The organism is Shewanella sairae (genome assembly GCF_023283535.1).
GTDB lineage: Bacteria > Pseudomonadota > Gammaproteobacteria > Enterobacterales > Shewanellaceae > Shewanella > Shewanella sairae.
This window is the reverse complement of record NZ_JAKILT010000064.1, coordinates 1-25,623: the sequence shown is the minus strand read 5'-3', so window position 1 is coordinate 25,623 and position 25,623 is coordinate 1. Positions and strand designations below refer to the sequence as shown.

Genomic DNA, 25,623 nt, shown 5'->3' with positions numbered 1-25,623 from the left:
TCTCTAACACCGCTGCAAGTCCCGTTCTATCTAAGCTTTCGTTTAGCTAGTTGGCCTGCTGTGCCGTGTCAGTGGATGCGCATTATAGGGATATCTCAGAGTAGCGCAAGGGTTGTTTTCAATAAAATTAGCTTTTTCGAATCAAGCGAATAGTTATCAAACGATACGTACAAAAAAGGGGCTAAAAGCCCCTTTTTTAGCTATCAATGCTGCTATCTCTAGTCAGCTTGGTCACTTGCCTGCTCTATTTGAGCAGTTTGAGCAAGGAAACCTTTTATAAGTGTTACCGCTTTATCGTCATCCCAATCTACAAAGGTACGAACAAAAGCAATTAACTCACCTTCTCTATTAAGAATGAAAGTTGCTGGGATAGTATCTAACGGGAATACCTGACCCAGCTTTTGCTCTTTATCATAATAAGTATTGAAATCTTCCATACCTAATGACTTTAGGAATGGCTCTACCTGCTTATTACCTTCTAGATCGATAGATACTGGCAATACTTCAAACTCATCCGATCCGATCTTAGCAGAGAAGCGACTGATCGCTGGCAACTCTCTTACACATGGAGGACACCAAGTGGCCCACATGTTTACCATGATCACTTTGCCTTTATATTGGCTAAAGTCTACAGCACCACCTTTACTATCTTTAAAGGGCACTGCTTCGATCGGGAATGGCTTTGGAAGAACACTAATAAGATCGACACTAGACTGAACTTGTGTCTTTTCTTGCTTTTCCATTCCTGGATAAGCTTGCGCGCCACCAGCAAACAACATAGTTGCTGCAATCAGGCCCACTAAAGTTGATCTCATTTTGCGTCTCTCTTTAAAAGACGATCCAATTCTTGCTGATCTTCATTACTCAGATCTTGGTTATTCGCCTCAGCAATACGCTGTTTACGAATAAAGAAGAAACCAATAACACCACCAAATAGCAATAACGCGAATGGTCCTAACCAAAGAACGTAAGTCTTTGCTTCCATTCTTGGCTTATATAGAACGAACTCACCGTAGCGGCTCGTCATAAATTCAACAATTTCGTTATCAGCCTTACCTTCATCGACCATCTGGTACACTTCAAGACGTAAGTCTTGAGCAACTGGAGAGTTAGAATCAATTAAGTTTTGGTTCTGACATTGTGGACAACGTAGAGAGTGAGCTAGCTCTAGCGCACGCTTTTGGTTATCAACTGACTTAAACTGATAAGTATCTACTGGTGTCGCATTAGCAAAAAATGCCATGCTTATTAGTAAAACTGCTGCAGTGAAGCCTTTAATTAGCGAATGAATCATGATGCACCGTCCTTAGCTGCTTCAGCTTGTAGCTGTTGCACCATTGGATAAAGGGTTTCTTTCCATACATTACGATCGATAGGACCCGCATAACGGTAACGAATGACCCCTTTATGATCGACAAGGAAGCTTTCTGGCGCGCCATAAACCCCTAAATCTAAACCAAGACGTCCGTCATGATCGAAAATATTGATCGCGTAAGGGTTACCTTCGCGACTCAACTCTCGGATCGCCAACGCTCGTTCATCACGATAGTTAATACCATAAATCGGTAAAATATCTTTACGCGCTAGTGTCATTAGGAATGGATGCTCATACTTACATGAAGGACACCAAGTCGCCCACACGTTAAGTAAACCAACCTTACCTTTCAGTGTTTCATTAGTCACGGTATCCCCTGACTCCAACACTTCTAACTGGAAAGCCGGGATCGGCTTTCCTTCTAACGCTGAATCGAGTTTTTGAGGGTTAAGGAAGAGTCCCTTATAAAGGAACACTCCCATACCTAAAAACACGACAAGTGGAATAAATAATACTAGCTTTTTCATACTGAGCTATTCCAATTAAGCCGTTGCTAACTTACTAGTCGCTTTCTTTACAGTGCTTACAGCTTTAGCGCGGTAACGCTTGTCTGAAGCAGCGAAGAAGCCACCAACCATCATGAAAATAGAACCGAACCAAATCCAGCGAACGAAAGGCTTGTAGTTAATACGTACAGCATATTCTGTACGACTAATTGGGTCGCCCATTGTTACGTAAAGGTCTCGGAATAGACCCCAATCGATACCCGCTTCAGTCATGTCCATTGTGCGAACATTGTACTGACGACGATCAGGTCTTAGTAAGGTAACATAATCATCGCCTTGGTAAACTTCGATTTGACCTTGCTGTGCAGTGTAGTTAGGACCTACTACGTTTTTAGTTTCAACATAGTTAAAGGTATAACCTGCTAGCTCATGAGAGATACCTGGGCCCATACGGACACTCTTCTCTAATGAGTAGTTAGACACCATAGTGGCACCCACTACTGAAACTGCGATACCTAAGTGAGCGATGATCATGCCTAATTGGCTACGACCCAAACGCGTCATATCGACAGTGCCTTCTTTAGTCTTAACGATGTTGTAAGCTGCACGGAATGTCATCAAGGTGACCCATACAGCTGTTGCGATACCACATACAACCCAAACGTTAAACTCACCACCAGCTAAGAAAGGAGCAGCTAAACCAACAACTGCAGCAATTACTGCTGGAACAATAATCTGGCGCTTAAGCTCGCCGGCTTTAGATTTCTTCCAGCGAATGATAGGACCAATACCCATGAAGCAAAATAGCACCAATACAATTGGTACAAATACTGCGTTGAAGTATGGAGGTCCTACAGAAATCTTACCCATGCCTAAAGCATCGATTAGAAGTGGGTATAAAGTACCTAGCAATACTGTGCCACACGCAACTGTTAGTAACAGGTTACATACTAGCAGCATAGTTTCTTTCGATTTAAGCTCAAAACGAGCTGGACTACTCATCTCACTCGCTCTAAAGGCGAACAAGGTTAGAGAGCCACCAATCGCCAGACCCAGTAGCAATAGAATAAACATACCACGGCTAGGATCTGCCGCGAATGAATGCACAGATGTTAGTACACCTGAACGTACGATAAAGGTACCTAACAAACTTAGTGAAAATGCGAAGATTGATAGTAATACTGTCCAGTTACGGAAAGCGCCACGCTTCTCTGTAACAATCAGAGAGTGAACAAGTGCAGTACCGATCAACCAAGGCATAAATGAAGCGTTTTCAACTGGATCCCAGAACCACCAGCCGCCCCAGCCTAATTCGTAATACGCCCACCAAGAACCTAATGAGATACCACCAGTTAGGAATACCCAAGCAGCCAATGTCCAAGGACGGCTCCAACGGGCCCATGCAGAGTCAAGACGGCCGCTCATCAATGCTGCGATAGCAAATGCAAAGCTAACAGAGAAACCTACATAACCTAGGTAAAGCATTGGAGGGTGGAAAATCAAACCAACGTCTTGCAACATTGGGTTAAGATCTCGGCCTTCCATAGGAACAGGAAATAGACGCTCGAAAGGACTTGAGGTAAGCACCATGAATAAAGTGAAGCCGATTAGAATCATCGCCAATACTGCAAGAACTCGTGCAGTAAAGACTTCTTCTAATCCCTTACTAAATAGTGCTACCGCTGCTGCCCAAGCTGCAAGTGAGAACACCCAAAACAGCAAAGAACCTTCGTGACCACCCCATACAGCAGCAATCTTAAAAAAGATTGGCAATTCTGAGTTGGAGTGATGTGCGACATAAGCAACAGAGAAGTCATCAACGGCAAAGCTATAGCCTAACGCGACAACAGATAAGAAAATAAAGAAGAACATACCGTAACTAAGTGGCCAAGCATAGCGCACTAGGTATTGGTCTTTACGAGCTACACCTACTAAAGGGACGATGGCTAACAGCATGGCAAAAGCCAGGCCGATAATCAGCGAAAAGTGTCCTAATTCTGGGATCATGGGTTTTCCTCAGTCCTAAATCATGCATGATTAAGCGTTCACTTAATCATTACATACGTGTTTGCAGTTAACACTACTAAAAGGTACAAATTTTAGCTCAGTTTAGTATTTGCTATTGTTAATGTCTGCCTATTTCGTACAAATATGGGTGACTTGTCGCATTCTTCACCTATCTTATTAACAAACACACATAAACAAATGCACGTCACATTTCGCTAAAAACTGAGCAAATTTGGCGAAATTTTAAAGTCTGACTGACAAAGTTCCCGTAAGTTTCAAGAAAATTTACAAATAGAATCAATCTGTGAACAAGTACTCAACTATGACCTTTTAAGGTTATATTACTGTTCAATGAATAATCTTTACGTATAATCTAATCCCTAGTTCAGCGGTGAATCCGCTTTTTCGCAAACGAAAGTGAAATAGACATAATGACCACATTCTGGATTTTAATAGCCTCATTTCTGTTGGTCAGCCTAGCGCTGATTTGGGTCCCACACTTCCGCCAGCAGCGTATGCTCAGAGCTGAAGAAGCGGGTGTTCGTAAAGATACCAACCTTGAATTATTCAATGAACGTCTCTCTGTTTTAGAGAAAGAACTACAGGAAGATCTACTTGATCAACCTGAATTCGACGCTCTAAAGAAAGAGCTTGAGATCAGCTTACTTCAAGATATGAAGCAAGGTGACGACGAATCGCTTGTTAATAAGCTTAAACCTAAGAGCATAATGTGGCCATCAGTTATGTCTGTAGTTGTTATTGGTATTTGTGGTTATATGTACTCAACCTTGGGTGCTTATAAAAACCTAGACCAACCAATGACAGTAAACGACCCACATGCAGGACAAACCACAGAGCAAATCATGTCTCAGCGTGTTGCTATGATGGAGTCTCAAGCGCAAGCTGAGCCAGAAAATAGCCAACTATGGTTTAGCTTAGGTCACGCATACATTTCTGCTAATCGTTATGATGATGCGATTAAAGCATTTGATAAGACGATGGATTTGGTGGGTGTTCATGCTGAGCTATTAGGCCCTAAAGCCACAGCACTTTATTACCGCTCAAATCAACAGATGACACCAGCAGTGCAAGCACTAGTTGAACAAGCCCTAGCATTAGATGCTGAAGACCCATCAACCTTATTGCTTGTGGGTATGGATGCTTTCTTTACCGCTGATTATCCAAAAGCAATTGATGCTTGGCAATTGATCCTGGATAGCGATCGCACTGACGTAGACCGCGGCGCAATCATGAATGCTATTGAAAGCGCGAAAATGCGATTAGGTTCTGATGGTGCAATGCCAAATGATGATGCACATAAAGACGTTAAGCCTAAGGCAGCAGCTAAGACTGTTACTGTAGAAGTTTCAATTTCACCAGAACTACAAGCTAAAGTCGCAAGCACTGACATGCTGTTCATTTTCGCTCGTTCAACTGAAGGCCCTAAAGTACCTTTAGCAGCTACGAAAATTTCAGCACAATCACTCCCTGTTACGATAACCTTAGATGACAGCACCAACATGGGTGGCAACGTTAAGCTAAGTGATGCAGATTCTGTTGAAGTTATTGCGATCTTATCTAAGCACGGTAGCGTGAGAGCACAAACTGGCGATATTCAAGGTACGCTAGCGATGGTTAAAGTGGGTGATACTGGGCAGCTTGTACTAGATACTCAAGTACAGTAATTCCCTCTCCCCATTAAAAAGCCGGCTTTAGCCGGCTTTTTTATACCTCGAATAAACGTTCTATCGTGCTTTAGCACTCAAATATCCCACGATTTCAGTTAACTAAGTTGTTTTCTCAACAAATAAAGCAAGCTAGAGCAACCCAAAGGTCGGTATAGATTATTCTCGTATAGATAATTATCGGAACAAACGGTTGAGGGACTGTAACTTTAAAATCGATACTGGCTGCAGCTTTTCTTCATGACCATGCTAGGTAATTAATACCAATCAGTATAAACATTTGGTCGCTTAGCAAGAATTTAGCGGCTTTGAGGCAAGGACATTAAGTGCTCCTCGGTAACTATTCCTGCGTTACTCTAGCTCCTATATCCATATAGTCGTGCTTTAATGACATTCACCACGCCTGATGTCTTATGTATGTCTGTAACATGCAAGACCATGTGGTTTACAACAAGTGAAGAGCATAGTTATTCTGCGGTTAAGCGCCCTCTTTATTTATTAAGAGTCACAGCATCAGGACCGCTAAAAACGCTCTGAGTAGCTCAATTTCTTGTGCTGATTGTTATAAGACGTAAACGCCTTCGCATACTTCATAGCTAACTAAGCCAAATGACTGTAGCAATCGAGTTATCTTCCAGAATTGTAACCTGAACGTGAATGTTAGGCACAAAAAAACCGACCTAAGTCGGTTTTTAAACACTCGCCAAAATAATAAATTACTTAGACATGTACTCGATTGCGTTTTTGTAATCGTCGTCAGAACAATCTGTACACATACCACCTGGTGGCATAGCGTTTAGGCCTGACTTAACAGAAGATACTAGCGCGTCCATACCTTTACCTAGACGTGGTTCCCACGCAGCAGCATCATGTGATTTTGGCGCACCGGCAACACCCATGCTATGACATACTTGGCATGCCTTGTCATATACTGCTTTACCATCTTGGGCAAATGCGTTTGTAGACAGAGTCAAAGCTGCAGCTGCAGTCAGTACTAACAATTTTTTCATCTTATACGTTCCTAATGCAAATTCTAACAAAGCTCTCGCTGCCCTTTTATGTTTGGCAGACTTATTCTTATAGCGGCTCTAGGTTACTACAAAGTTCAACAAATCACATCTTTTTGTGATATTAATCGCGATAAAGGCCGTTTCACAAGACATAGTTCGCAAAAACGTTAATATATTAGCAAATGTTTAAAAAGTTCATAGAAAATACATAATATTCGAACTACATCAAATTGCTGACACTTAGCAACAAGCAAGACTAAACGCTTGAAAGTGTATGTGTTAGTATCTCTTGTGTTTTCATACAGCTTGATATAGAGGGCTCAGTGGTAAAAGAATCAAAAGCAACAACACTGGTATCAGCTAATAACTTAACTTGCATAAGGGAAGAACGCATTTTATTTGATGAACTTAGCTTCGATATAACCGAAGGTGAGATTGTTCAAATTGAAGGCCCTAATGGTGCAGGTAAAACAAGTCTTTTGCGGATTATCGCTGGTTTATCTCGCCCCTATGCAGGGCAAATCAACTTCAAAGGTGAAGACATTAATCGCTGTCGCGACGAGTACAATGACGAATTGTTGTACCTAGGACACCTTGCAGGTGTTAAAAGCGAGTTAACAGCAGAAGAAAATCTTAACTTCAATTTAAGGATCAGCGGGTATGATGATTTCGATGCTCGAGAGATCCTAGCAAAAGTCAATCTCTCAGGTTTCGAAGAAGCCCTCGCTGGACACCTATCAGCAGGCCAGCACCGACGAACAGCTCTAGCTAGGCTCTGGCACACTAACTGTAAGATATGGTTGTTAGATGAGCCGTTTACGGCTATCGACAAGAAAGGCGTAGAAGAACTTGAACACCTGTTTTTAGCCCATGCAAAACGCGGCGGTTGCGTAATATTAACCACACACCAAGATATGGGTGTGATTGGCGATGATATTTTACGTAAAATACGTCTCGACTATCGCTTTGTATAAGGTTTGGCAATGAACAAAGGCATCAGTTATACCAAAGCATTTAGCACACTGCTAAAGCGTGACTTACAAATTGCAGTCCGCCATCGCGGCGATATTTTTAACCCACTACTTTTTTTCGTTTTAGTAGTGACGCTATTCCCTCTGGGGATAGGCCCTGAGCCACAAGTATTAACACGCGTTGCACCTGGAATTATCTGGGTAGCTGCGCTGCTAGCATCCATGCTATCACTTGAACGTTTATTTAAAGCTGATTACGCCGATGGTAGCTTAGAGCAAATGTTGTTAAGTCCTCAGCCTTTGCCTCTAATGGTATTGGCTAAAGTGTTAGCACACTGGATATTAACAGGCGTACCTTTGATATTAGTCGCGCCATTACTTGCAGTTCTGTTGCACTTAGAAGGCAATAGTTACGGGGCACTAATTGCTACACTAGCTTTAGGAACGCCTGTGTTAAGTCTACTTGGCGCGATAGGTGTTGCACTAACAGTTGGATTACGTAAAGGTGGGGTATTGTTAAGCCTGTTAATTCTACCTTTGTATATCCCTGTACTAATTTTTGCTACCAGCGCGATTGACGCTGCTGGTATGAATTTACCTTATGATGGTCAGCTTGCGATTATAGGCGCAATGTTGGTCGGTTCATTAACGTTAGCACCATTTGCAATTGGTGCATCCTTACGAGTGAGTACTAACTAAAATGTGGAAATGGTTACATTCATACGCGGATCCTGAACGCGCCTACAAACTCTCAGGCACCCTGCTCCCTTGGTTTGCAATGTTAGCAGTATCTATGATTGGTATTGGTACTGTTTGGGGCTTAGTGTTTGCTCCTACCGATTATCAGCAAGGTGACAGTTACCGTATCATCTTTATCCACGTGCCTGCAGCTTCAATGTCTATGGCAGCTTACATGGCAATGGCTACATCGTCTTTTATTGGATTAGTTTGGCAAATTAAGTCTGCCGACTGGGCTGCAGCTGCGATTGCGCCAATTGGAGCCGTAATTACCTTTATCGCACTTATTACCGGCGCCACTTGGGGTAAACCTATGTGGGGAACATGGTGGGTTTGGGATGCACGCTTAACATCTGAACTGGTGCTACTATTCTTATACCTGGGTGTTATCTCTCTTTATGCTTCTTTTGAAGACAAAGTACTAGCAGCGAGAGCTGCAGGTATCCTAGCTATCGTTGGTGTAATTAATATTCCTATTATTAAGTACTCTGTAGATTGGTGGAGCTCACTACATCAGCCATCAACAATTAAGATCACTGAAGAGTCTTCAATGCCTACGGAAATGTTATATCCGCTATTAATTAACATCATGGGCTTCGGTGTAATGATTGGCGCGATTACATTAGTGAGATTTAGATCAGAAATTTTGGCACGAAATGGCATGCGTCCATGGGTTCGTGAACTTGCTAAAGCAGAAGGGGTCAAATAATGCAGTTCGACTCAATTAGTGAATTTATCAATATGGGCGGCTACGCATTCTATGTATGGCTTGCTTACGGTGTAACTTTTTTCTCGCTAGGCACATTAGTGATCCTAAGCGTTAGACAGAAACGTAAGGTGTTAGTAGAGATCGCGAAAAAGATGCAACGCGAAGAACGCCTCAAAGAAACTCGGAGTAATAAATAGTGAATCCAAGACGAAAAAAACGCCTTACCCTTGCTGTAGCCTTAATTGGTGGTGTAGCAGCTATCGCTTCTTTGCTTCTATACGCTTTGAATTCGAATTTAAACCTGTTCTTTACCCCTACAGAAATTGTACAAGGTAAAAAAGACACTGGTGTCATGCCTGAAATCGGCCAACGTATTCGTGTTGGTGGTATGGTAACAGTAGGTTCTATGGTTCGCGATCCAGATAGCTTGCATGTTGAGTTCGCCATACATGACGCAGCAGGCGGTGAGATCATCGTAACTTATGACGATCTACTGCCAGATCTATTCCGTGAAGGACAAGGTATCGTAGCCCAAGGCGTTTTATCTAAGCCAGGCGTGTTAGAAGCAACTGAAGTACTTGCAAAGCATGATGAAAACTACATGCCACCAGAAGTTGCTGAAGCTATGGGCCAGTCTCATGAAAAGCTAGATTATAACCAAGAGCAAAAATCATCTGGCTATTAAGCTAGACTGAATAACCTTTTAATCAAAAGCCCTCATTAAGAGGGCTTTTTACTATCCACAGCTTTTACCAAGCCTAACGCTTAAATATCTCGTCCAAAGACTAATGAACTAACACATCTGTAAGATAGCCCTCTCAACGCTTACAAGCGGCGTTGCAGCGAAATTGTTTACCCAGAATACGTATGCTCATCTACCCCCTCACAAGGGCAACCTGACCGCCCGGGAACACAAATAAGTTCGTCTATTAATAACCAATAAGTAATAGCACTTGCATTGGTAATTTAATCGATTCAGAAGCACTCAAGCTTTCAATTCAAGGCGTATGAACGACAAATGGTTACTCCCTTCTGAGGCCATGCAAAGCAGAAGTGGAATGCTTGGGCGCTTCTCTCTGGGTGACTGATGTTTAAAGAAAATGGCAAAGCACTGCATGCTGCGCCAGAAACTCTCGATATACGACTAAAAGGACTTAGGAGGAAGGGCGAGCAGGATCCCAGAGCCGAGAATAACTATTAGCTTCAAGTTCCCAGCTTGCCTTCAGTGCTTTGAGTTCCCATTGAATGAACAGATTATTAATGCAATTGGTATAAGTACAGGCTAGCTAATAGCGACCGTCGACATTGTTTAGTAGAGTTATCCCAAACAATCAACTGTTTGCCCAAGTATGATTGCACCTAAATGATAAATAACATTCCCTATTTGCATACGCAAAGCCTCTAGATGGCCAAAACTACTAGTCAGGAGAATAAGTATTTATTCAGACAAGCGAGGTGACAGCCTTACCTTCAACAATCACCAAACTTAGGAGCATTTGCTCCCGCCCCATCAGAGAACTCTCTGTTGCATCTCCAAGCCATTTTACTTTCCTACACTCATAATGGCTCTATAGCAGTACAAACTGCTAGAGACATCCGGTACATTTGCAATGGCAAAGGATCACAGTTTACACAGGACTTTAAAATATACGTTCGCGAACGCATTTTCTAATACCCATATTCAGAAAAAAGAAAGTTATTGCTTCGGGGCAGTAAAGGACTAAAGAAGCGAAGAACCGTATTACAAGAAGTGGTTAGTTTTATCTGCTTACAAACATTAACCAAGTACTCCCTCCAAGAAAGAAAAAGTAATATTAAGATTGGACTAGAGATTCTGTGTCGTGATGATTAATACCAATTAGTACAAGAATTTGGCCTACTCAGATCGCTTTTGGCAAACTAATTCAAGGCGAATAACTGACAGAATGGTCGCTCCCTTTTGAACTTATTCAACGCAGAAATAGGCAGCCAAAAACGCTCCAGAATGGCGACCAAATGTTTATACTGATTGGTATAAAAAAACACAGCGCTATAAAACTCAGTTGAAGTTAAAGAGCACTTTAATAAATGACAAGCATAAAAAAGGCCGAACATATGTTCGGCCTTTTATAACTAAGACTTATTTACTCTGCAGTGTCTTCAACAGCTTCAGCTGCTTCAGGACGACCTACTAGTTCAATATACGCCATAGGCGCTTTGTCACCAGTACGTAGACCGCACTTAAGAATACGGGTATATCCACCAGGACGTTCCTGGAAACGTGGACCCAATTCAGTAAATAACTTACCTACGACTTCAGCGTCGCGAGTACGAGCAAATGCCAAACGGCGGTTTGCAACGCTATCACTCTTAGCAAGTGTTATTAGAGGTTCAACTACGCGACGCAGTTCTTTCGCTTTAGCTACAGTAGTTTTGATCACTTCGTGACGAACTATTGAGCAAGCCATGTTACGGAACATAGCTTGGCGATGACTGCTGTTACGGTTTAGTTGACGACCACTCTTACGATGGCGCATGACCTAATCCTTATTACCTATATCTGTACTAATCTGGACTTAAAGGTCGTCTGCTAAACTAGCTGGAGGCCAGTTTTCCAGACGCATACCTAACGACAGTCCGCGAGACGCTAACACATCCTTAATTTCAGTAAGAGATTTCTTACCTAAGTTAGGAGTCTTAAGCAACTCAACTTCAGTGCGTTGTACCAGATCGCCGATGTAATGAATCGCTTCAGCCTTCAAACAGTTGGCTGAACGTACAGTTAGCTCTAAATCGTCGACAGGACGCAACAATATCGGATCGAACTCCGGTTTCTCTTCTACTGGTGCAGTCTCAGTCACATCACGTAACTCAACAAACGCATCTAGCTGTTCAGCTAGAATTGTCGCAGAACGACGGATAGCTTCCTCAGGATCAATAGTACCGTTAGTGGTCATATCGATAACGAGTTTGTCTAAGTCTGTACGCTGTTCAACACGAGCAGCTTCTACATTGTATGCAATGCGAGCAACTGGTGAGAACGAAGAATCAACCAACAAACGGCCGATAGGGCGATCATCGTCTTCGGTTTGTGCACGGGCAGAAGCCGGTACATAACCACGACCACGCTCTACGCGGATACGCATGCTGACGTCATTATTACCTGTCAAGTGACAGATAACATGGTCAGGATTCATGATAGTAACATCACCATCATGCGTGATATCTGCTGCAGTAACAGGGCCTGCGCCTGACTTACTTAGCGTAAGCATAGCTTCGTCTTTCCCTTCGATAACTACTGCTAAACCTTTAAGGTTTAATAGTATCTCAAGGATATCCTCTTGCACGCCTTCCTTGCTACTGTATTCATGCAGTACACCATCGATCTCTACTTCGGTAACCGCGCAGCCTGGCATAGACGACAATAGGATACGACGCAACGCGTTACCTAGAGTATGACCAAAACCACGCTCTAGCGGCTCCAGTGTAACCTTGGCACGTGTTGGATTAACCTGCTCGATATCAACGAGACGCGGTTTAAGAAATTCTGTAACAGAACCCTGCATTGTGTCCTCTCTTTTGTTTTAACTTTACTTAGAGTAAAGTTCGACGATCAGCTGTTCGTTAATTTCCGCAGACAAATCACTACGCTCAGGAACACGCTTGAAAGCACCTTCCATCTTAGTGTTGTCAACTTCAACCCATGTTGGCTTTTCGCGTTGAGCCGACACTTCTAAAGCCGCTTTAATACGAGCTTGAGTGCGAGACTTTTCACGAACGCTCACTACATCATTCGCAGACACTTTGAATGATGGAATGTTAACGACGCTACCATTAACCATAATTGACTTATGGCTAACTAGCTGACGTGATTCAGCGCGTGTTGCACCAAAGCCCATGCGATAAACAACGTTATCTAGACGGGTTTCTAAAAGAGTAAGTAGGTTTTCACCAGTGTTACCTTTAGTACGTGCAGCATCTTTGTAGTAGTTACGGAATTGCTTTTCTAGCACACCATAAATACGACGAACTTTTTGTTTCTCGCGTAGCTGAACGCCATACTCAGACAGACGGGTCTTACGAGCGCCGTGTTGTCCAGGTGCAGTTTCAAGCTTACACTTCGAATCGATTGCTCTCACGCCGCTTTTTAGGAAAAGGTCTGTACCTTCTCTGCGGCTGAGCTTGAGCTTTGGACCCAAGTATCTTGCCATGTTCTTTCTCCAACTATCCTATTTAAAAACGACGAGTTAAACGCGACGTTTCTTAGGAGGACGACAACCATTATGAGGGATAGGCGTCACATCGGTAATGTTAGTAATCTTGTAACCAACCGAGTTTAGTGCACGAATCGCTGATTCGCGTCCTGGACCTGGACCCTTCACAAAAACTTCTAGGTTTTTAACACCGTAGTCCTGAGCAGCAGTACCTGCGCGCTCAGCAGCAACCTGTGCAGCAAATGGGGTAGATTTACGTGAACCACGGAAACCTGAACCACCAGAAGTTGCCCAAGATAGTGCGTTACCTTGACGATCTGTAATGGTAATAATTGTGTTGTTGAAAGACGCATGGATATGCGCCATACCATCAGCAACCTGTTTACGTACACGCTTACGCGGAGAACGTGACGGAACTTTAGCCATTTTGGTTTACCCCGTTACTTTCTAATTGGTTTACGTGGACCTTTACGCGTGCGCGCATTGGTCTTAGTACGTTGCCCACGAAGGGGAAGGCTACGACGATGGCGAAGGCCACGGTAACAACCAAGGTCCATAAGACGCTTGATGTTCATGGAAACTTCACGACGTAAATCACCTTCTACAATGTAGTTGGCAACTTCTTCGCGTAGAGTATCAATTTGAGCTTCGCTCAATTCCTTGATCTTAGCGTCTTCAGCAATTGAAGTAGCCGCGCAAATAGCTTGTGCGCGAGTACGACCGATGCCGTAGATAGCAGTCAATGCAATGACTGTGTGCTTTTGATCAGGAATGTTAATGCCAGCGATACGGGCCACTATGCACTCCTTAAGTTAAAGGTCATCTGTGAAAAGCCCGGTAGGATACTCGACAGACGACAATTTAGCAAATAATATTTTGACCAGCCCGGACTGGGCTGGTCAATTTTGTTTAGCCTTGACGCTGTTTGTGTTTAGGTTCAACACAAATCACACGTACAACGCCACTACGCTTTACGATCTTGCAGTTACGGCAGATCTTCTTCACGGAAGCTCGAACTTTCATTTCATCACTCCGAGATAACTAGCTTAGCGACCAAAGCGATCTAAGTTCGCTTTGTTTACCAAGTTAGCTTTCTTCATTACAGACTCATACTGATGAGACATCATATGGGTCTGAACCTGAGCCATGAAGTCCATGATTACGACTACCATAATTAGTAGTGAAGTACCGCCAAAATAGAACTGTACTTTCCACGCAATTAACATGAACTCCGGAATTAAGCAGATAAAGGTAATATACAACGCGCCTGCTAATGTCAAGCGAGTCATAACTTTATCAATGTAACGCGAAGTCTGTTCTCCAGGACGAATCCCTGGAATAAACGCACCGCTCTTCTTCAAGTTATCAGCTGTTTCGCGAGGGTTAAACACCAACGCAGTATAGAAGAAACAGAAGAAAATAATCGCTGTTGCATATAATAATGAGTACAGCGGTTGTCCTGGTGACACAGCCAGTGAAAAATCACTTAACCATGACATGGACTCATTTTGACCAAACCACTGAGCCAGTGTGCCTGGGAACAAAATGATGCTGGACGCAAAAATAGGCGGGATAACACCAGCCATATTAATCTTAAGTGGTAAATGAGTACTTTGCGCAGCAAACACCTTACGGCCTTGTTGACGCTTAGCATAGTTAACAACGATACGACGTTGTCCACGCTCAACGAATACCACAAAATAAGTGACAGCAAAAACAATTACTGCCAGCAACAACAATACTAGTACATTCAAGTCGCCTCGACGCGCCTGCTCGGCAGTTTCGCCGATAGCAGATGGTAGACCAGCAACAATACCTGCGAAAATAAGAATCGAGATACCGTTACCTATGCCTCGTTCGGTAATCTGTTCACCTAGCCACATTAGGAACATTGTTCCCGTCACTAAGCTTACAACAGCAACAAAGTAGAAACTAAATCCTAGGTTAACTACTAACCCTGGAACTAGATTCGGTAAACCTGTTGCGATACCGATTGCCTGGAATGTACCCAGAACCAATGTGCCGTATCTAGTATACTGACTGATCTTCTTACGTCCAGACTCGCCTTCTTTCTTCAATTCAGCAAGTGCTGGATGCACCACAGTCAACAACTGCATTATAATCGATGCCGAAATATACGGCATGATACCCAATGCAAAAATAGAGGCACGTTCAAGGGCACCACCAGAGAACATGTTAAACATGCCTAGGATGGTCCCCTTTTGCTGATTAAACAGCTCTGCTAATACAGCAGCGTCAATACCAGGAATTGGTACAAACGAACCGGCTCTAAAGACGATAATTGCACCAATCACGAACAGGAGACGGGTTTTCAATTCTGATAAACCGCCTTTCGCGCTTTTTAAATCAAGTCCTGGTTTTGCCATCGACGTATTATTCCTCGATCTTGCCACCGGCAGCTTCAATAGCTGCACGTGCACCTTGGGTTACCTTCAGACCTTTAACGGTCACAGGGCGCTCAATGGTACCTGAAAGAACGATTTTAGCAAACTGTATGTTGCGAGTAACTAGATTCGCATCTTTCAGCGCATTTAGGTCGATAACATCACCGTTAACTTTAGCCAATTCGCTAATGCGAATCTCGGCAGATACCAACGCTTTACGCGAGGTAAAACCAAACTTCGGCAAACGAATCTTAAGTGGCATTTGACCACCTTCGAAACCGACGCGAACGCCGCCACCAGAACGAGACTTCTGGCCTTTGTGACCACGGCCACAAGTTTTACCAGTGCCTGAACCGATACCGCGACCTACACGCTTAGCTGCTGATTTAGCACCTGCAGCAGGTGATAGAGTATTTAGACGCATCTTATACTTCCTCCACCGAAACCATGTAGTAAACCTTGTTAATCATACCGCGAACTGAAGGAGTATCTTCTAGTTCAACAGTGTGATTAATGCGGCGTAGACCTAGACCAGTTAGAGTTGCACGGTGCTTTGGTAAGCGGCCGATTGAACTCTTGGTCTGAGTTACTTTAAGTGTTTTAGTAGCCATGGTGCATTAACCTCGAATTTCAGTAACATTCAGGCCACGCTTAGCTGCGATTTGTGAAGGTGATTTCATATTCACCAACGCATCGACAGTAGCGCGAACGATGTTAATCGGGTTAGTAGAACCGTATGCTTTTGACAGAACGTTCTGAACGCCTGCTACTTCCAATACGGCACGCATTGCGCCACCGGCAATAATACCGGTACCGTCAGAGGCTGGTTGCATGTAAACACGTGAACCAGTGTGACGACCCTTTACAGGGTGGTGCAAAGTACCATTGTTCAATTCAACGTTTACAATGTTACGGCGAGCCTTTTCCATTGCTTTCTGAATTGCTGCTGGTACTTCACGCGCTTTACCATAGCCATAGCCAACTTTACCGTTACCATCACCCACTACTGTTAGTGCAGTGAAGCTAAAGATACGTCCGCCTTTAACTACTTTAGAAACACGATTAACTGCAACTAACTTCTCTTGCAGATCGTCTTTTTGTTGTTGAGCTTCAAATTTAGCCATTTTTCATCATTCCTTAGAACTTGAGGCCAGCTTCACGAGCTGCGTCTGCTAATGCAGCAACGCGACCGTGATACTTGAAGCCGGAACGATCGAATGCAACTACAGCTACGCCTTTTTCGATAGCGCGCTCAGCAACGGTTTTACCCACTACTTTAGCTGCATCTACGTTACCTGTGTACTTTAGCTGCTCGGTTACTGCTTTTTCAGCAGTAGAAGCTGCCGCCAACACTACGTTTTCAGGACTAATTACCTGAGCGTAAGTGTGACGTGGTGTACGATGTACAACCAGACGATTAACGCCCAGCTCTTGGATCTTCTTACGGGCACGTAGAGCGCGGCGTAAGCGAGATGTTTTCTTATCCATATCGTATTACCTTACTTCTTCTTAGCCTCTTTACGGCGTACTTGTTCGTCAGCATAGCGAACACCTTTACCTTTGTAAGGCTCTGGTGGACGGTAACCGCGAATCTCAGCTGCAACCTGTCCGATCAACTGCTTATCAGTACCAGAAAGTACGATTTCAGTTTGTGATGGACATTCAGCTGTTACGCCGTCAGGAAGTTTGTGAACCAAAGGATGTGAGAAACCTAAAGTTAAATCGATATCTTTACCGGCAAGTTTTGCACGGTAACCAACACCAACTAACTGTAGTTTCTTAACAAAACCGTCAGTTACACCAACAACCATGTTGTTGATTAATGCACGAGCTGTACCAGCTTGAGCAGCGGTTTTAGCGCTTTCAACTGGTGAACACTTGATTTCATTGTCTTCAACAACAACAGAAACGTCAGAGTTAATAACTCGAGTCAAACTACCTTTAGTACCTTTTACGGTGATAGTTTGTTCGTTTAAAGTCACTTCTACGCCTGCAGGGATAGCGACTGGTGCTTTTGCGACACGAGACATTGCTAGCTCCTTATGCTACGTAGCAGATAACTTCCCCACCCATGCCATTTTGGCGGGCAGTACGATCAGTCATCAAACCTTTAGAAGTGGACACGATAGCGACACCCAGTCCGCCCATAACCTTTGGTAGTTCGTTTTTACCTTTGTAAATACGAAGACCAGGACGGCTAACGCGCTGGATAGTCTCAACGACTGGCTGACCTTGGAAATACTTTAAAGTGATTTCCAATTCAGGCTTGGCTTCATCTGCTACGGCGTAGTCAGTGATGTAACCTTCTTCTTTAAGCATTTTCGCGATAGCGATTTTAAGCTTAGCAGAAGGCATCTTCACAGATACGTGTTTAGCAGCTTGGCCGTTACGAATACGTGTTAACATATCCGCAATAGGATCTTGCATGCTCATATTAGCTTACTCCGTGACAAGTGCTTACCAGCTGGCCTTGCGTAGGCCAGGAACTTCACCGCGCATAGTTGCTTCACGTAATTTAATACGGCTAAGGCCGAATTTACGTAGGAAACCATGTGGGCGACCAGTTTGACTACAACGATTACGCTGACGCGCTGCGCTAGAGTCACGTGGTAGAGCTTGTAACTTAAGTACTGCATCCCAACGGTCATCATCAGATGTAGTTGGACTGCTAATGATAGCTTTAAGTGCAGCGCGCTTTTCAGCGAACTTAGCTACGAGCTGTGCACGTTTTGCTTCACGTGCTTTCATTGAACTTTTTGCCATTACGCTACCCTTATTTCTTGAATGGGAAGTTAAAGCCTTCGAGCAGAGCTCGGCCTTCTTCGTCATTCTTCGCAGAAGTAGTGATTACAATATCCATACCGCGGATCTTATCGATTTTATCGTATTGGATCTCTGGGAAGATAATCTGCTCACGTACGCCCATCGCATAGTTACCACGGCCGTCGAACGATTTAACGCTCAAACCACGGAAGTCACGAATACGCGGGATCGCGATATCAACTAAACGCTCTAAGAATTCCCACATACGCTCACCGCGCAGTGTAACCTTACAGCCAATTGGGTAGCCTTCACGGATTTTAAAACCAGCAACTGACTTACGAGCTACAGTCACTACTGGCTTTTGACCAGCGATAGCAGTCATGTCACGAAGCGCATGCTCCATAACTTTCTTATCTGCTACTGCTTCGCCAACACCCATATTAAGGGTGATCTTTTCAATCCGAGGGACTTGCATGACACTGGTAAAACCGAACTTTTTAACAAGTTCAGGACTAACAGTCTCTTTGTATTTATCATGCAGTTTCGCCATCGTTTACTCCAAATTACTTAACGAGTTCACTGTTCGACTTAAAGAAACGGACTTTTTTGCCGTCTTCAAATCGGAAACCAACGCGATCAGCTTTGCCAGTGGCAGAGTTGAAAATCGCTACGTTTGATGCTTGTATCGGTGCTTCTTGTTCAACAATACCGCCAGCTACGCCCAATTGTGGGTTTGGCTTTTGGTGTTTTTTAACAAGGTTAATACCTTCTACAATTAATTTACCAGTTGGAAGAACCTGAGAAACCTTACCGCGTTTACCCTGGTCTTTACCTGCTAGTACAATTACTTCGTCTTGACGACGTATTTTAGCTGCCATTTTGAAGCTCCTTACAGTACTTCTGGTGCCAATGACACAATCTTCATAAATTGCTCAGTACGCAATTCACGTGTCACAGGTCCAAAGATACGAGTACCAATCGGTGCAAGGTTTGCGTTAAGCAATACCGCTGCGTTCCGATCGAAGCGAATGACAGAACCGTCTGGACGACGTACGCCTTTCTTAGTACGGACTACCACCGCGTTATATACATCACCTTTCTTCGCTTTACCGCGAGGAATTGCTTCTTTTACAGAAACCTTGATGATGTCGCCGATACCGGCATAACGACGATGAGAGCCACCCAAGACCTTAATACACTGAACTCTACGAGCGCCACTGTTACAGGCGACTTCTAGAGTCGATTGCATTTGGATCATTTTAAGTGCTCCGCTATCGTTACTTACAATCCCACAAAGGGGCTACATTTCACTCAAATTTAGACTTTAATTTAGTCAAATTTGGCGCGCAAGTGTAACACCTAAAAATAGGAATAGATAGTACTAAAAATAAAAACGGCTCCAACTTTAGGAGCCGTTTGCTTAAATACCTAATAAGCTTAGGCTTTTGTTACTACTTCAACCAGAGTCCAAGACTTAGTCTTAGACAGCGGACGGCATTCGCGAATAGTCACGATATCGCCAGCATTACACTGATTTTGTTCGTCATGTGCATGGATCTTAGTAGTACGCTTGATAAACTTACCGTATAAAGGGTGTTTTACCTTACGTTCAATAGCTACAGTGATAGACTTGTCCATCTTGTCGCTAAGTACTCGACCTTGCAAAGTACGGATAGTATCAGACATTATGCACCCGCCTTAGAAGTAATAATGGTCTTTACGCGCGCAATGTTGCGACGCACGATTTTAAGCTGATGAGTTTGAGTCAACTGACCAGTGGCGTGTTGCATACGCAGATTAAACTGCTCACGCAGCAGACCAAGCAGTTCAGCGTTCAATTCTTCAACGCTCTTTTCTGTTAGTTCGCTCGCTTTCATTACATCACCGTCTTAGTTACGAAGGTAGTCTTTAGAGGTAGTTTAGCAGCAGCTAGAGCGAAAGCTTCACGAGCTAACACTTCAGATACACCATTCATCTCATAAAGAACCTTACCTGGTTGAATCTGGCAAACCCAGTATTCAACGTTACCCTTACCTTTACCCATACGCACTTCAAGAGGCTTAGAGGTAATTGGCTTGTCAGGGAATACGCGGATCCAGATCTGACCTTGACGTTTAATGTGACGTGTCATAGCACGACGCGCAGCTTCGATTTGACGAGCAGTTAGACGACCACGTCCAACAGCTTTCAAACCGAATTCACCGAAGCTAACTTCAGTGCCGTTCGCTAGACCACGGTTGCGGCCCTTGAACATTTTGCGAAACTTCATTCTTTTTGGTTGCAGCATTGCCAGCTCTCCTATTTACCGCGAGGCTTACGCTTCGGCTGCTGTTTCGGCTCTTCGTGCTGAGGTAGAACGCCGTCTAGAACTTCACCTTTGAAGACCCAAACTTTAACGCCAATCACACCGTATTGAGTGTGACTCTCAGAAGTAGAATAGTCGATATCAGCACGCAGTGTATGCAAAGGTACACGACCTTCACGATACCACTCTGAACGCGCAATCTCAGCGCCGCCTAGACGGCCACTCACTTCAACTTTGATACCCTTAGCACCAAGACGCATTGCGTTTTGAACTGCGCGCTTCATAGCACGACGGAACATAACACGACGCTCTAGTTGCGAAGCGATGCCATCGGCAACAAGCTTAGCATCTAGCTCTGGCTTACGGATTTCAGCGATGTTGATCTGAGCTGGAATACCAGTCAGCTTTGCAACTGCGTTGCGTAGCTTCTCAACGTCTTCGCCTTTCTTACCAATCACAACACCCGGACGGGCTGTGTGAATAGTAACGCGAACACTCTTAGCTGGACGCTCGATAACAATCTTAGAAACTGATGCTTGCTTAAGTTTCTTTTCAAGAAACTTACGCACTTCCCAGTCACTGCTCAAGTTATTGGCATAGTCTGACTTGTCAGCGTACCAGGTCGAGATCCAAGGCTTAGTGATACCCAGACGGATACCATTAGGATGTACTTTCTGTCCCATTGCTAACTCCTAGCGATCTGACACAACCACAGTAATGTGGCTGGTGCGCTTGATTATACGATCAGCACGGCCTTTGGCACGTGGCATGATACGCTTCATAGTTGGACCTTCATCGATCATAATCGCTCCAACTCTTAGTTCGTCAATGTCAGCACCTTCATTGTGCTCAGCATTAGCGATTGCAGAGTCCAGTACTTTCTTAACAAGTACTGCAGCTTTCTTAGGGCTGAAAGTTAGAATTTCGAGAGCCTTAGCAACAGGCAGTCCACGGATTTGATCTGCAACCAAACGACACTTTTGAGGCGACGTACGGGCAAAACGATGTTTAGCTAAAACTTCCATCTTATGTCTCCCGTATTAACGCTTCTTCGCTTTCTTATCTGCAGCATGGCCGCGATAAGTGCGAGTTGGTGAAAATTCACCAAGCTTGTGGCCGATCATTTCGTCAGTTACGAACACAGGTACGTGCTGACGACCATTATGGACAGCGATGGTCATTCCAATCATGTTAGGAATGATCATAGAGCGGCGAGACCAAGTCTTAATAGGCTTCTTGTCTCCAGCTTCCATCGCTTTCTCTACCTTCTTCAGCAAGTGTAGGTCAATGAATGGACCTTTCTTGAGAGAACGTGGCATGGCGAATCCTCTTACTTTTTATTGCGACGACGTACAATGTACTTGTCGGTGCGTTTATTACTACGAGTCTTGTAACCCTTAGTAGGTTGACCCCATGGAGATACAGGGTGACGGCCACCAGAAGTACGGCCTTCACCACCACCATGTGGGTGATCTACTGGGTTCATTGCAACACCACGAACTGTTGGGCGTACGCCTCTCCAGCGCTTAGCACCTGCTTTACCTAACTGGCGTAGCATGTGCTCGGAATTACCAACTTCACCCAATGTCGCGCGGCAATCAACCGGCACTTTACGCATTTCGCCAGAGCGAAGACGTAGAGTGGCGTATGCGCCGTCACGAGCAATAACTTGTACATAAGCACCAGCTGAACGCGCGATCTGAGCACCTTTACCAGGCTTCATTTCGACTGCGTGCACTACGCTACCCACAGGGATATTACGTAGAGGCATTGCGTTACCGCTCTTGATCTCTGCATCGATACCAGACTGGATCTTATCACCAGCTTGCATGCCTTTAGCGGCAAGGATATAACGACGCTCACCGTCAGCGTAAAGTACCAATGCGATGTTAGCTGTACGGTTTGGATCATATTCCAAACGTTCAACCTTCGCAGGGATACCGTCTTTGTTACGCTTAAAGTCGATTAGACGATAATGTTGCTTATGACCACCACCAACGTGGCGGACAGTGATACGACCAGTATTGTTACGGCCACCACTTTTTGATTTTTTCGCCAACAGGCCTGCAAAAGGTTTACCCTTATGCAAATCGCTGTTCACCACTTTAACTACGTGGCGACGACCTGGAGAGGTTGGCTTACACTTAATAACTGCCATGATAATTCTCCTAATGCTTACTCAGCGCCGCCGACGAAATCGATGTCAGCACCAGCAGCTAAGGTAACATAAGCTTTTTTCCAATCGCTACGACGGCCAGTACGGGCACCGTGACGCTTAGTTTTGCCTTTGTTAACCAAAGTACGAACTGTATCAACTTCAACTTCAAATAGCTGTGCTACTGCAGCTTTAACTTCAGCTTTAGTTGCATCGATAGCTACACGGAATACTACCGTGTTGTTATTTTCTGCATTCACAGTGCTCTTCTCAGAGATGTGTGGTGCAAGAATAACTTTTAGCAAACGTTCTTGGCTTATCATCCCAGCATCTCCTCGATTTGCTTAATAGCTTCAGCAGTAACTAGTACTTTGTTGAAAGCGATTAGACTTACTGGATCAATACCAGCAACGTCACGTACGTCAACTTTGTACAGGTTACGAGCAGCTAAGAACAAGTTCTCGTCAACTTCTGGAGTAACAATCAACACGTCTTCAAGTTGCATTTCGTTTAGTTTAGCTTTCAGCTCTTTAGTTTTAGGAGCTTCAACACCGAACGACTCAACAACGATAAGACGGTCTTGACGTACCAATTCAGAGAAAATGCTTTTCAGCGCTCCGCGGTACATCTTTTTGTTAACTTTTTGGCTATGATCTTGTGTTTTAGCAGCGAAAGTTACGCCACCGCCACGCCAGATTGGGCCTTTAACAGTACCAGCACGTGCACGGCCAGTACCTTTTTGGCGCCAAGGCTTTTTGCCTGAGCCAGTTACTTCTGCGCGAGTCTTTTGAGCACGAGTGCCCTGACGCGCGTTTGCAGCGTAAGCTACAACTACCTGATGAACCAGTGCTTCATTAAAGTCACGGCCAAAGGTAGCTTCGGAAACTTCAAGAGCACTCTGTGCGTCTTTCAATACCAATTCCATTACTATCTCCTCAGACCTTAAGCTTTAACAGCTGGTTTGATGATCAGGTCGCCATTAGTAGCGCCTGGAACTGCACCCTTAACCAAAAGCAGGTTACGTTCAGCATCTACACGAATTACTTCTAGATTCTGTGTCGTAACACGCTCTGCACCCATGTGGCCAGACATTTTCTTACCTTTGAAAACGCGACCAGGTGTTTGGTTTTGACCAATAGAACCGTTAGCTCTATGTGCCAGTGAGTTACCATGTGTTGCATCTTGAGTACGGAAGTTCCAACGCTTAATACCGCCTTGGAAGCCCTTACCTTTTGATTGACCAGTAACATCAACTTTCGCTATGTCAGCGAAGATATCTACATTAAGCTCAGCACCAACTTCGATGCCCTCGCCTTCACCATCTGCCAAACGCATTTCCCATAAACCACGACCGGCTTCAACGCCTGCCTTAGCAAAGTGACCTGCTTCTGGTTTAGTGATGCGATTAGCTTTTTTGGTACCAGTAGTAACTTGAAGTGCACGGTAACCATCTGTATCCAAAGTTCTCACTTGGGTTACACGGTTAGCAGCAATTTCAATTACTGTTACAGGTACCGACGCGCCATCTTCATTGAAGATGCGAGTCATACCTACTTTACGACCGATAAGACCGATAGCCATCTCTCAAACCTCTTCTAACTGGATTTCAATTAACCCAAGCTAATCTGAACGTCAACACCAGCCGCAAGATCTAAACGCATAAGTGCGTCTACAGTCTTTTCAGTCGGCTCTACGATGTCAACAAGACGCTTGTGAGTACGTAGTTCGTACTGATCACGTGCATCTTTATTAACGTGTGGAGAAGTCAAAATGGTATAACGTTCTTTACGCGTTGGTAGTGGAATTGGACCACGAACCTGCGCGCCGGTACGCTTAGCAGTTTCAACGATTTCCGCAGTAGACTGATCAATCAAACGATGATCAAATCCTTTTAGGCGGATACGGATTCTTTGGTTCTGCATTGACCAGAGCTCCTAAAATGTACACAAAAAAATCACCCTCAAGCAACTTTCCTTAGAGGAAAAGCCGAGTGAAATGATTTAGCCGTTCGACTCACAATCGGAGTCGCTGTTTTTTTACGTCAAACCCGAAGGCAGACCAATTAAATCGCCTAATGGTTAAGGCGAGGGGCTATTATACTGATTTCAACGCTGAGATCAAGCCCGTTGTGTGAAATACCGTCAAACAGATGGTTTTCAACAAAGTGGCGTCATTATACACAGTAAGATCGGGAATACTAGCCCTGCCCTTCACTTTTCTTTAGCCATTAAAAAAGGCAGCCTAAGCTGCCTTTTTCAGTATCGAGTTAAGACCCGTTGCTAATTAAGCAACGATCTCAGCTACAACACCAGCACCAACTGTACGGCCACCTTCACGGATTGCGAAGCGTAAACCTTCGTCCATCGCGATTGGGCAGATTAGAGTAACAGTCATAGCTACGTTGTCACCAGGCATTACCATCTCTACGCCCTCTGGCAATTCGATAGTACCGGTTACGTCAGTTGTACGGAAGTAGAACTGTGGACGGTAGCCTTTGAAGAATGGAGTGTGACGTCCACCTTCTTCTTTAGACAGAACATAGATTTCTGACTTGAAAGTAGTGTGTGGAGTGATTGAACCTGGAGCAGCTAGTACTTGGCCACGTTCTACTTCTTCACGCTTGATACCACGTAGAAGAACACCACAGTTCTCGCCAGCACGACCTTCGTCTAGAAGCTTACGGAACATTTCAACACCAGTACAAGTAGACTTAGTTGTATCTTTGATACCAACGATTTCTACTTCTTCACCAACTTTGATGATACCGCGCTCTACACGACCAGTAACAACAGTACCACGACCAGCGATTGAGAAAACATCTTCGATTGGAAGAATGAATGCACCATCGATAGCACGCTCTG

General features: G+C 44.2%; 40 protein-coding genes. 6 read left to right on the top strand and 34 right to left on the bottom strand.

Annotated elements, in window-relative coordinates; translation table 11 throughout:
• Positions 1 to 218: 218 nt before the first annotated feature.
• From L2748_RS20255 to L2748_RS20240, 4 genes are read right to left on the bottom strand one after another with little or no spacing between them, the layout of a single operon-like run.
• Positions 219 to 815: a TlpA disulfide reductase family protein gene (locus L2748_RS20255; RefSeq protein ID WP_220781315.1), complete on the bottom strand. Its 597-nt coding sequence runs from the start codon at positions 813 to 815 to the stop codon at positions 219 to 221.
• Entirely contained in the window at positions 812 to 1,294 is a 483-nt protein-coding gene (nrfF, locus tag L2748_RS20250) for a heme lyase NrfEFG subunit NrfF (RefSeq protein ID WP_220781316.1), read from the bottom strand. Before nrfF ends, L2748_RS20255 begins: the two co-directional genes overlap by 4 nt.
• Positions 1,291 to 1,842, bottom strand: coding sequence for a DsbE family thiol:disulfide interchange protein (locus L2748_RS20245; protein WP_220781317.1), 552 nt, complete (start codon positions 1,840 to 1,842; stop codon positions 1,291 to 1,293). Before L2748_RS20245 ends, nrfF begins: the two co-directional genes overlap by 4 nt.
• 15 nt (positions 1,843 to 1,857) lie before the next feature.
• On the bottom strand, positions 1,858 to 3,828 hold the full coding sequence (locus L2748_RS20240; protein ID WP_220781318.1) for a heme lyase CcmF/NrfE family subunit: 1,971 nt from the start codon (positions 3,826 to 3,828) through the stop codon (positions 1,858 to 1,860).
• A 431-nt stretch (positions 3,829 to 4,259) separates the two neighbouring features.
• Between L2748_RS20240 and ccmI the strand changes: the two genes are divergently transcribed.
• Positions 4,260 to 5,513: a c-type cytochrome biogenesis protein CcmI gene (gene ccmI, locus L2748_RS20235; RefSeq protein WP_220781319.1), complete on the top strand. Its 1,254-nt coding sequence runs from the start codon at positions 4,260 to 4,262 to the stop codon at positions 5,511 to 5,513.
• A 716-nt stretch (positions 5,514 to 6,229) separates the two neighbouring features.
• Here ccmI and L2748_RS20230 read toward each other — a convergent pair.
• Complete coding sequence (locus tag L2748_RS20230; RefSeq protein WP_220781320.1) at positions 6,230 to 6,523, bottom strand: c-type cytochrome; 294 nt, start codon at positions 6,521 to 6,523, stop codon at positions 6,230 to 6,232.
• A gap of 323 nt (positions 6,524 to 6,846) precedes the next feature.
• Between L2748_RS20230 and ccmA the strand changes: the two genes are divergently transcribed.
• Genes ccmA through ccmE form a run of 5 tightly spaced genes read left to right on the top strand, consistent with a single transcriptional unit; the run spans position 6,847 to position 9,626 of the window.
• Positions 6,847 to 7,497: a cytochrome c biogenesis heme-transporting ATPase CcmA gene (ccmA, locus tag L2748_RS20225; RefSeq protein WP_220781321.1), complete on the top strand. Its 651-nt coding sequence runs from the start codon at positions 6,847 to 6,849 to the stop codon at positions 7,495 to 7,497.
• A gap of 9 nt (positions 7,498 to 7,506) precedes the next feature.
• A complete protein-coding gene (gene ccmB / locus L2748_RS20220; protein WP_220781322.1) occupies positions 7,507 to 8,193 on the top strand; it encodes a heme exporter protein CcmB in 687 nt (228 codons plus the stop codon).
• Position 8,194: 1 nt separating this feature from the next.
• Positions 8,195 to 8,941 (top strand): heme ABC transporter permease CcmC, encoded by a 747-nt coding sequence (ccmC, locus tag L2748_RS20215; RefSeq protein ID WP_220781323.1) that lies wholly within the window; start codon positions 8,195 to 8,197, stop codon positions 8,939 to 8,941.
• Positions 8,941 to 9,138 carry a heme exporter protein CcmD gene (ccmD, locus tag L2748_RS20210; protein ID WP_220781324.1) on the top strand — a complete coding sequence of 66 codons (198 nt, stop codon included), beginning with the start codon at positions 8,941 to 8,943 and terminating at the stop codon, positions 9,136 to 9,138. The genes ccmC and ccmD overlap by 1 nt, the downstream gene beginning before the upstream one ends.
• Entirely contained in the window at positions 9,138 to 9,626 is a 489-nt protein-coding gene (gene ccmE, locus L2748_RS20205) for a cytochrome c maturation protein CcmE (RefSeq protein WP_220781325.1), read from the top strand. Before ccmD ends, ccmE begins: the two co-directional genes overlap by 1 nt.
• A 1,438-nt stretch (positions 9,627 to 11,064) precedes the next feature.
• Here the strand turns inward: ccmE and rplQ are convergent.
• The 29 genes from rplQ to L2748_RS20060 all read right to left on the bottom strand — a co-directional run.
• Positions 11,065 to 11,457: a 50S ribosomal protein L17 gene (gene rplQ, locus L2748_RS20200; protein ID WP_012153479.1), complete on the bottom strand. Its 393-nt coding sequence runs from the start codon at positions 11,455 to 11,457 to the stop codon at positions 11,065 to 11,067.
• A 39-nt stretch (positions 11,458 to 11,496) separates the two neighbouring features.
• Positions 11,497 to 12,486 (bottom strand): DNA-directed RNA polymerase subunit alpha, encoded by a 990-nt coding sequence (locus L2748_RS20195; protein WP_028767958.1) that lies wholly within the window; start codon positions 12,484 to 12,486, stop codon positions 11,497 to 11,499.
• Positions 12,487 to 12,510: 24 nt separating this feature from the next.
• On the bottom strand, positions 12,511 to 13,131 hold the full coding sequence (gene rpsD, locus L2748_RS20190) for a 30S ribosomal protein S4 (protein ID WP_220781326.1): 621 nt from the start codon (positions 13,129 to 13,131) through the stop codon (positions 12,511 to 12,513).
• Positions 13,132 to 13,167: 36 nt separating this feature from the next.
• On the bottom strand, positions 13,168 to 13,560 hold the full coding sequence (rpsK, locus tag L2748_RS20185) for a 30S ribosomal protein S11 (RefSeq protein ID WP_012153476.1): 393 nt from the start codon (positions 13,558 to 13,560) through the stop codon (positions 13,168 to 13,170).
• A 14-nt stretch (positions 13,561 to 13,574) separates the two neighbouring features.
• Entirely contained in the window at positions 13,575 to 13,931 is a 357-nt protein-coding gene (gene rpsM, locus L2748_RS20180) for a 30S ribosomal protein S13 (RefSeq protein WP_012153475.1), read from the bottom strand.
• Between the two features lie 112 nt (positions 13,932 to 14,043).
• Positions 14,044 to 14,157 carry a 50S ribosomal protein L36 gene (gene rpmJ / locus L2748_RS20175; RefSeq protein ID WP_006083579.1) on the bottom strand — a complete coding sequence of 38 codons (114 nt, stop codon included), beginning with the start codon at positions 14,155 to 14,157 and terminating at the stop codon, positions 14,044 to 14,046.
• Positions 14,158 to 14,180: 23 nt separating this feature from the next.
• On the bottom strand, positions 14,181 to 15,521 hold the full coding sequence (gene secY / locus L2748_RS20170; RefSeq protein WP_220781327.1) for a preprotein translocase subunit SecY: 1,341 nt from the start codon (positions 15,519 to 15,521) through the stop codon (positions 14,181 to 14,183).
• Between the two features lie 7 nt (positions 15,522 to 15,528).
• Complete coding sequence (gene rplO / locus L2748_RS20165) at positions 15,529 to 15,963, bottom strand: 50S ribosomal protein L15 (RefSeq protein WP_012153473.1); 435 nt, start codon at positions 15,961 to 15,963, stop codon at positions 15,529 to 15,531.
• Position 15,964: 1 nt separating this feature from the next.
• Positions 15,965 to 16,150: a 50S ribosomal protein L30 gene (gene rpmD, locus L2748_RS20160; protein WP_020912153.1), complete on the bottom strand. Its 186-nt coding sequence runs from the start codon at positions 16,148 to 16,150 to the stop codon at positions 15,965 to 15,967.
• Positions 16,151 to 16,156: 6 nt separating this feature from the next.
• Entirely contained in the window at positions 16,157 to 16,663 is a 507-nt protein-coding gene (gene rpsE / locus L2748_RS20155) for a 30S ribosomal protein S5 (protein ID WP_220781328.1), read from the bottom strand.
• A 13-nt stretch (positions 16,664 to 16,676) separates the two neighbouring features.
• Positions 16,677 to 17,027, bottom strand: coding sequence for a 50S ribosomal protein L18 (gene rplR / locus L2748_RS20150; RefSeq protein ID WP_012153470.1), 351 nt, complete (start codon positions 17,025 to 17,027; stop codon positions 16,677 to 16,679).
• A gap of 11 nt (positions 17,028 to 17,038) precedes the next feature.
• Complete coding sequence (rplF, locus tag L2748_RS20145) at positions 17,039 to 17,569, bottom strand: 50S ribosomal protein L6 (RefSeq protein WP_012153469.1); 531 nt, start codon at positions 17,567 to 17,569, stop codon at positions 17,039 to 17,041.
• Positions 17,570 to 17,579: 10 nt separating this feature from the next.
• Positions 17,580 to 17,972 (bottom strand): 30S ribosomal protein S8, encoded by a 393-nt coding sequence (gene rpsH, locus L2748_RS20140; protein ID WP_220781329.1) that lies wholly within the window; start codon positions 17,970 to 17,972, stop codon positions 17,580 to 17,582.
• A 24-nt stretch (positions 17,973 to 17,996) separates the two neighbouring features.
• Positions 17,997 to 18,302 carry a 30S ribosomal protein S14 gene (gene rpsN / locus L2748_RS20135; RefSeq protein WP_012153467.1) on the bottom strand — a complete coding sequence of 102 codons (306 nt, stop codon included), beginning with the start codon at positions 18,300 to 18,302 and terminating at the stop codon, positions 17,997 to 17,999.
• 10 nt (positions 18,303 to 18,312) lie between these two features.
• Complete coding sequence (rplE, locus tag L2748_RS20130) at positions 18,313 to 18,852, bottom strand: 50S ribosomal protein L5 (RefSeq protein ID WP_012279172.1); 540 nt, start codon at positions 18,850 to 18,852, stop codon at positions 18,313 to 18,315.
• Positions 18,853 to 18,865: 13 nt separating this feature from the next.
• Positions 18,866 to 19,180, bottom strand: coding sequence for a 50S ribosomal protein L24 (gene rplX, locus L2748_RS20125; protein WP_012153465.1), 315 nt, complete (start codon positions 19,178 to 19,180; stop codon positions 18,866 to 18,868).
• Positions 19,181 to 19,191: 11 nt separating this feature from the next.
• The gene (gene rplN / locus L2748_RS20120) at positions 19,192 to 19,560 is read right to left on the bottom strand and encodes a 50S ribosomal protein L14 (protein WP_025823474.1); all 369 of its coding nucleotides are present in this window, start codon (positions 19,558 to 19,560) and stop codon (positions 19,192 to 19,194) included.
• Between the two features lie 179 nt (positions 19,561 to 19,739).
• On the bottom strand, positions 19,740 to 19,988 hold the full coding sequence (gene rpsQ / locus L2748_RS20115) for a 30S ribosomal protein S17 (protein ID WP_012153464.1): 249 nt from the start codon (positions 19,986 to 19,988) through the stop codon (positions 19,740 to 19,742).
• Positions 19,988 to 20,179, bottom strand: coding sequence for a 50S ribosomal protein L29 (gene rpmC, locus L2748_RS20110; protein ID WP_012144642.1), 192 nt, complete (start codon positions 20,177 to 20,179; stop codon positions 19,988 to 19,990). Before rpmC ends, rpsQ begins: the two co-directional genes overlap by 1 nt.
• On the bottom strand, positions 20,179 to 20,589 hold the full coding sequence (rplP, locus tag L2748_RS20105) for a 50S ribosomal protein L16 (RefSeq protein WP_220781330.1): 411 nt from the start codon (positions 20,587 to 20,589) through the stop codon (positions 20,179 to 20,181). Before rplP ends, rpmC begins: the two co-directional genes overlap by 1 nt.
• Positions 20,590 to 20,600: 11 nt before the next feature.
• Positions 20,601 to 21,290 (bottom strand): 30S ribosomal protein S3, encoded by a 690-nt coding sequence (gene rpsC, locus L2748_RS20100; protein ID WP_012153461.1) that lies wholly within the window; start codon positions 21,288 to 21,290, stop codon positions 20,601 to 20,603.
• Between the two features lie 9 nt (positions 21,291 to 21,299).
• The gene (gene rplV, locus L2748_RS20095; protein WP_012144645.1) at positions 21,300 to 21,632 is read right to left on the bottom strand and encodes a 50S ribosomal protein L22; all 333 of its coding nucleotides are present in this window, start codon (positions 21,630 to 21,632) and stop codon (positions 21,300 to 21,302) included.
• Positions 21,633 to 21,647: 15 nt separating this feature from the next.
• Positions 21,648 to 21,926 (bottom strand): 30S ribosomal protein S19, encoded by a 279-nt coding sequence (gene rpsS / locus L2748_RS20090; RefSeq protein ID WP_011863970.1) that lies wholly within the window; start codon positions 21,924 to 21,926, stop codon positions 21,648 to 21,650.
• A gap of 11 nt (positions 21,927 to 21,937) precedes the next feature.
• On the bottom strand, positions 21,938 to 22,765 hold the full coding sequence (gene rplB / locus L2748_RS20085) for a 50S ribosomal protein L2 (RefSeq protein ID WP_220781331.1): 828 nt from the start codon (positions 22,763 to 22,765) through the stop codon (positions 21,938 to 21,940).
• Positions 22,766 to 22,782: 17 nt separating this feature from the next.
• Positions 22,783 to 23,085: a 50S ribosomal protein L23 gene (rplW, locus tag L2748_RS20080; RefSeq protein ID WP_202723802.1), complete on the bottom strand. Its 303-nt coding sequence runs from the start codon at positions 23,083 to 23,085 to the stop codon at positions 22,783 to 22,785.
• Positions 23,082 to 23,687 (bottom strand): 50S ribosomal protein L4, encoded by a 606-nt coding sequence (gene rplD, locus L2748_RS20075; protein ID WP_012153458.1) that lies wholly within the window; start codon positions 23,685 to 23,687, stop codon positions 23,082 to 23,084. Before rplD ends, rplW begins: the two co-directional genes overlap by 4 nt.
• 17 nt (positions 23,688 to 23,704) lie before the next feature.
• Positions 23,705 to 24,343 carry a 50S ribosomal protein L3 gene (gene rplC, locus L2748_RS20070; protein WP_220765522.1) on the bottom strand — a complete coding sequence of 213 codons (639 nt, stop codon included), beginning with the start codon at positions 24,341 to 24,343 and terminating at the stop codon, positions 23,705 to 23,707.
• A gap of 29 nt (positions 24,344 to 24,372) precedes the next feature.
• Positions 24,373 to 24,684, bottom strand: coding sequence for a 30S ribosomal protein S10 (rpsJ, locus tag L2748_RS20065; RefSeq protein WP_005503530.1), 312 nt, complete (start codon positions 24,682 to 24,684; stop codon positions 24,373 to 24,375).
• A gap of 361 nt (positions 24,685 to 25,045) precedes the next feature.
• The coding region (locus tag L2748_RS20060) for an EF-Tu C-terminal domain-related protein (RefSeq protein WP_248957730.1) at positions 25,046 to 25,623 on the bottom strand (578 nt) is incomplete at its 5' end.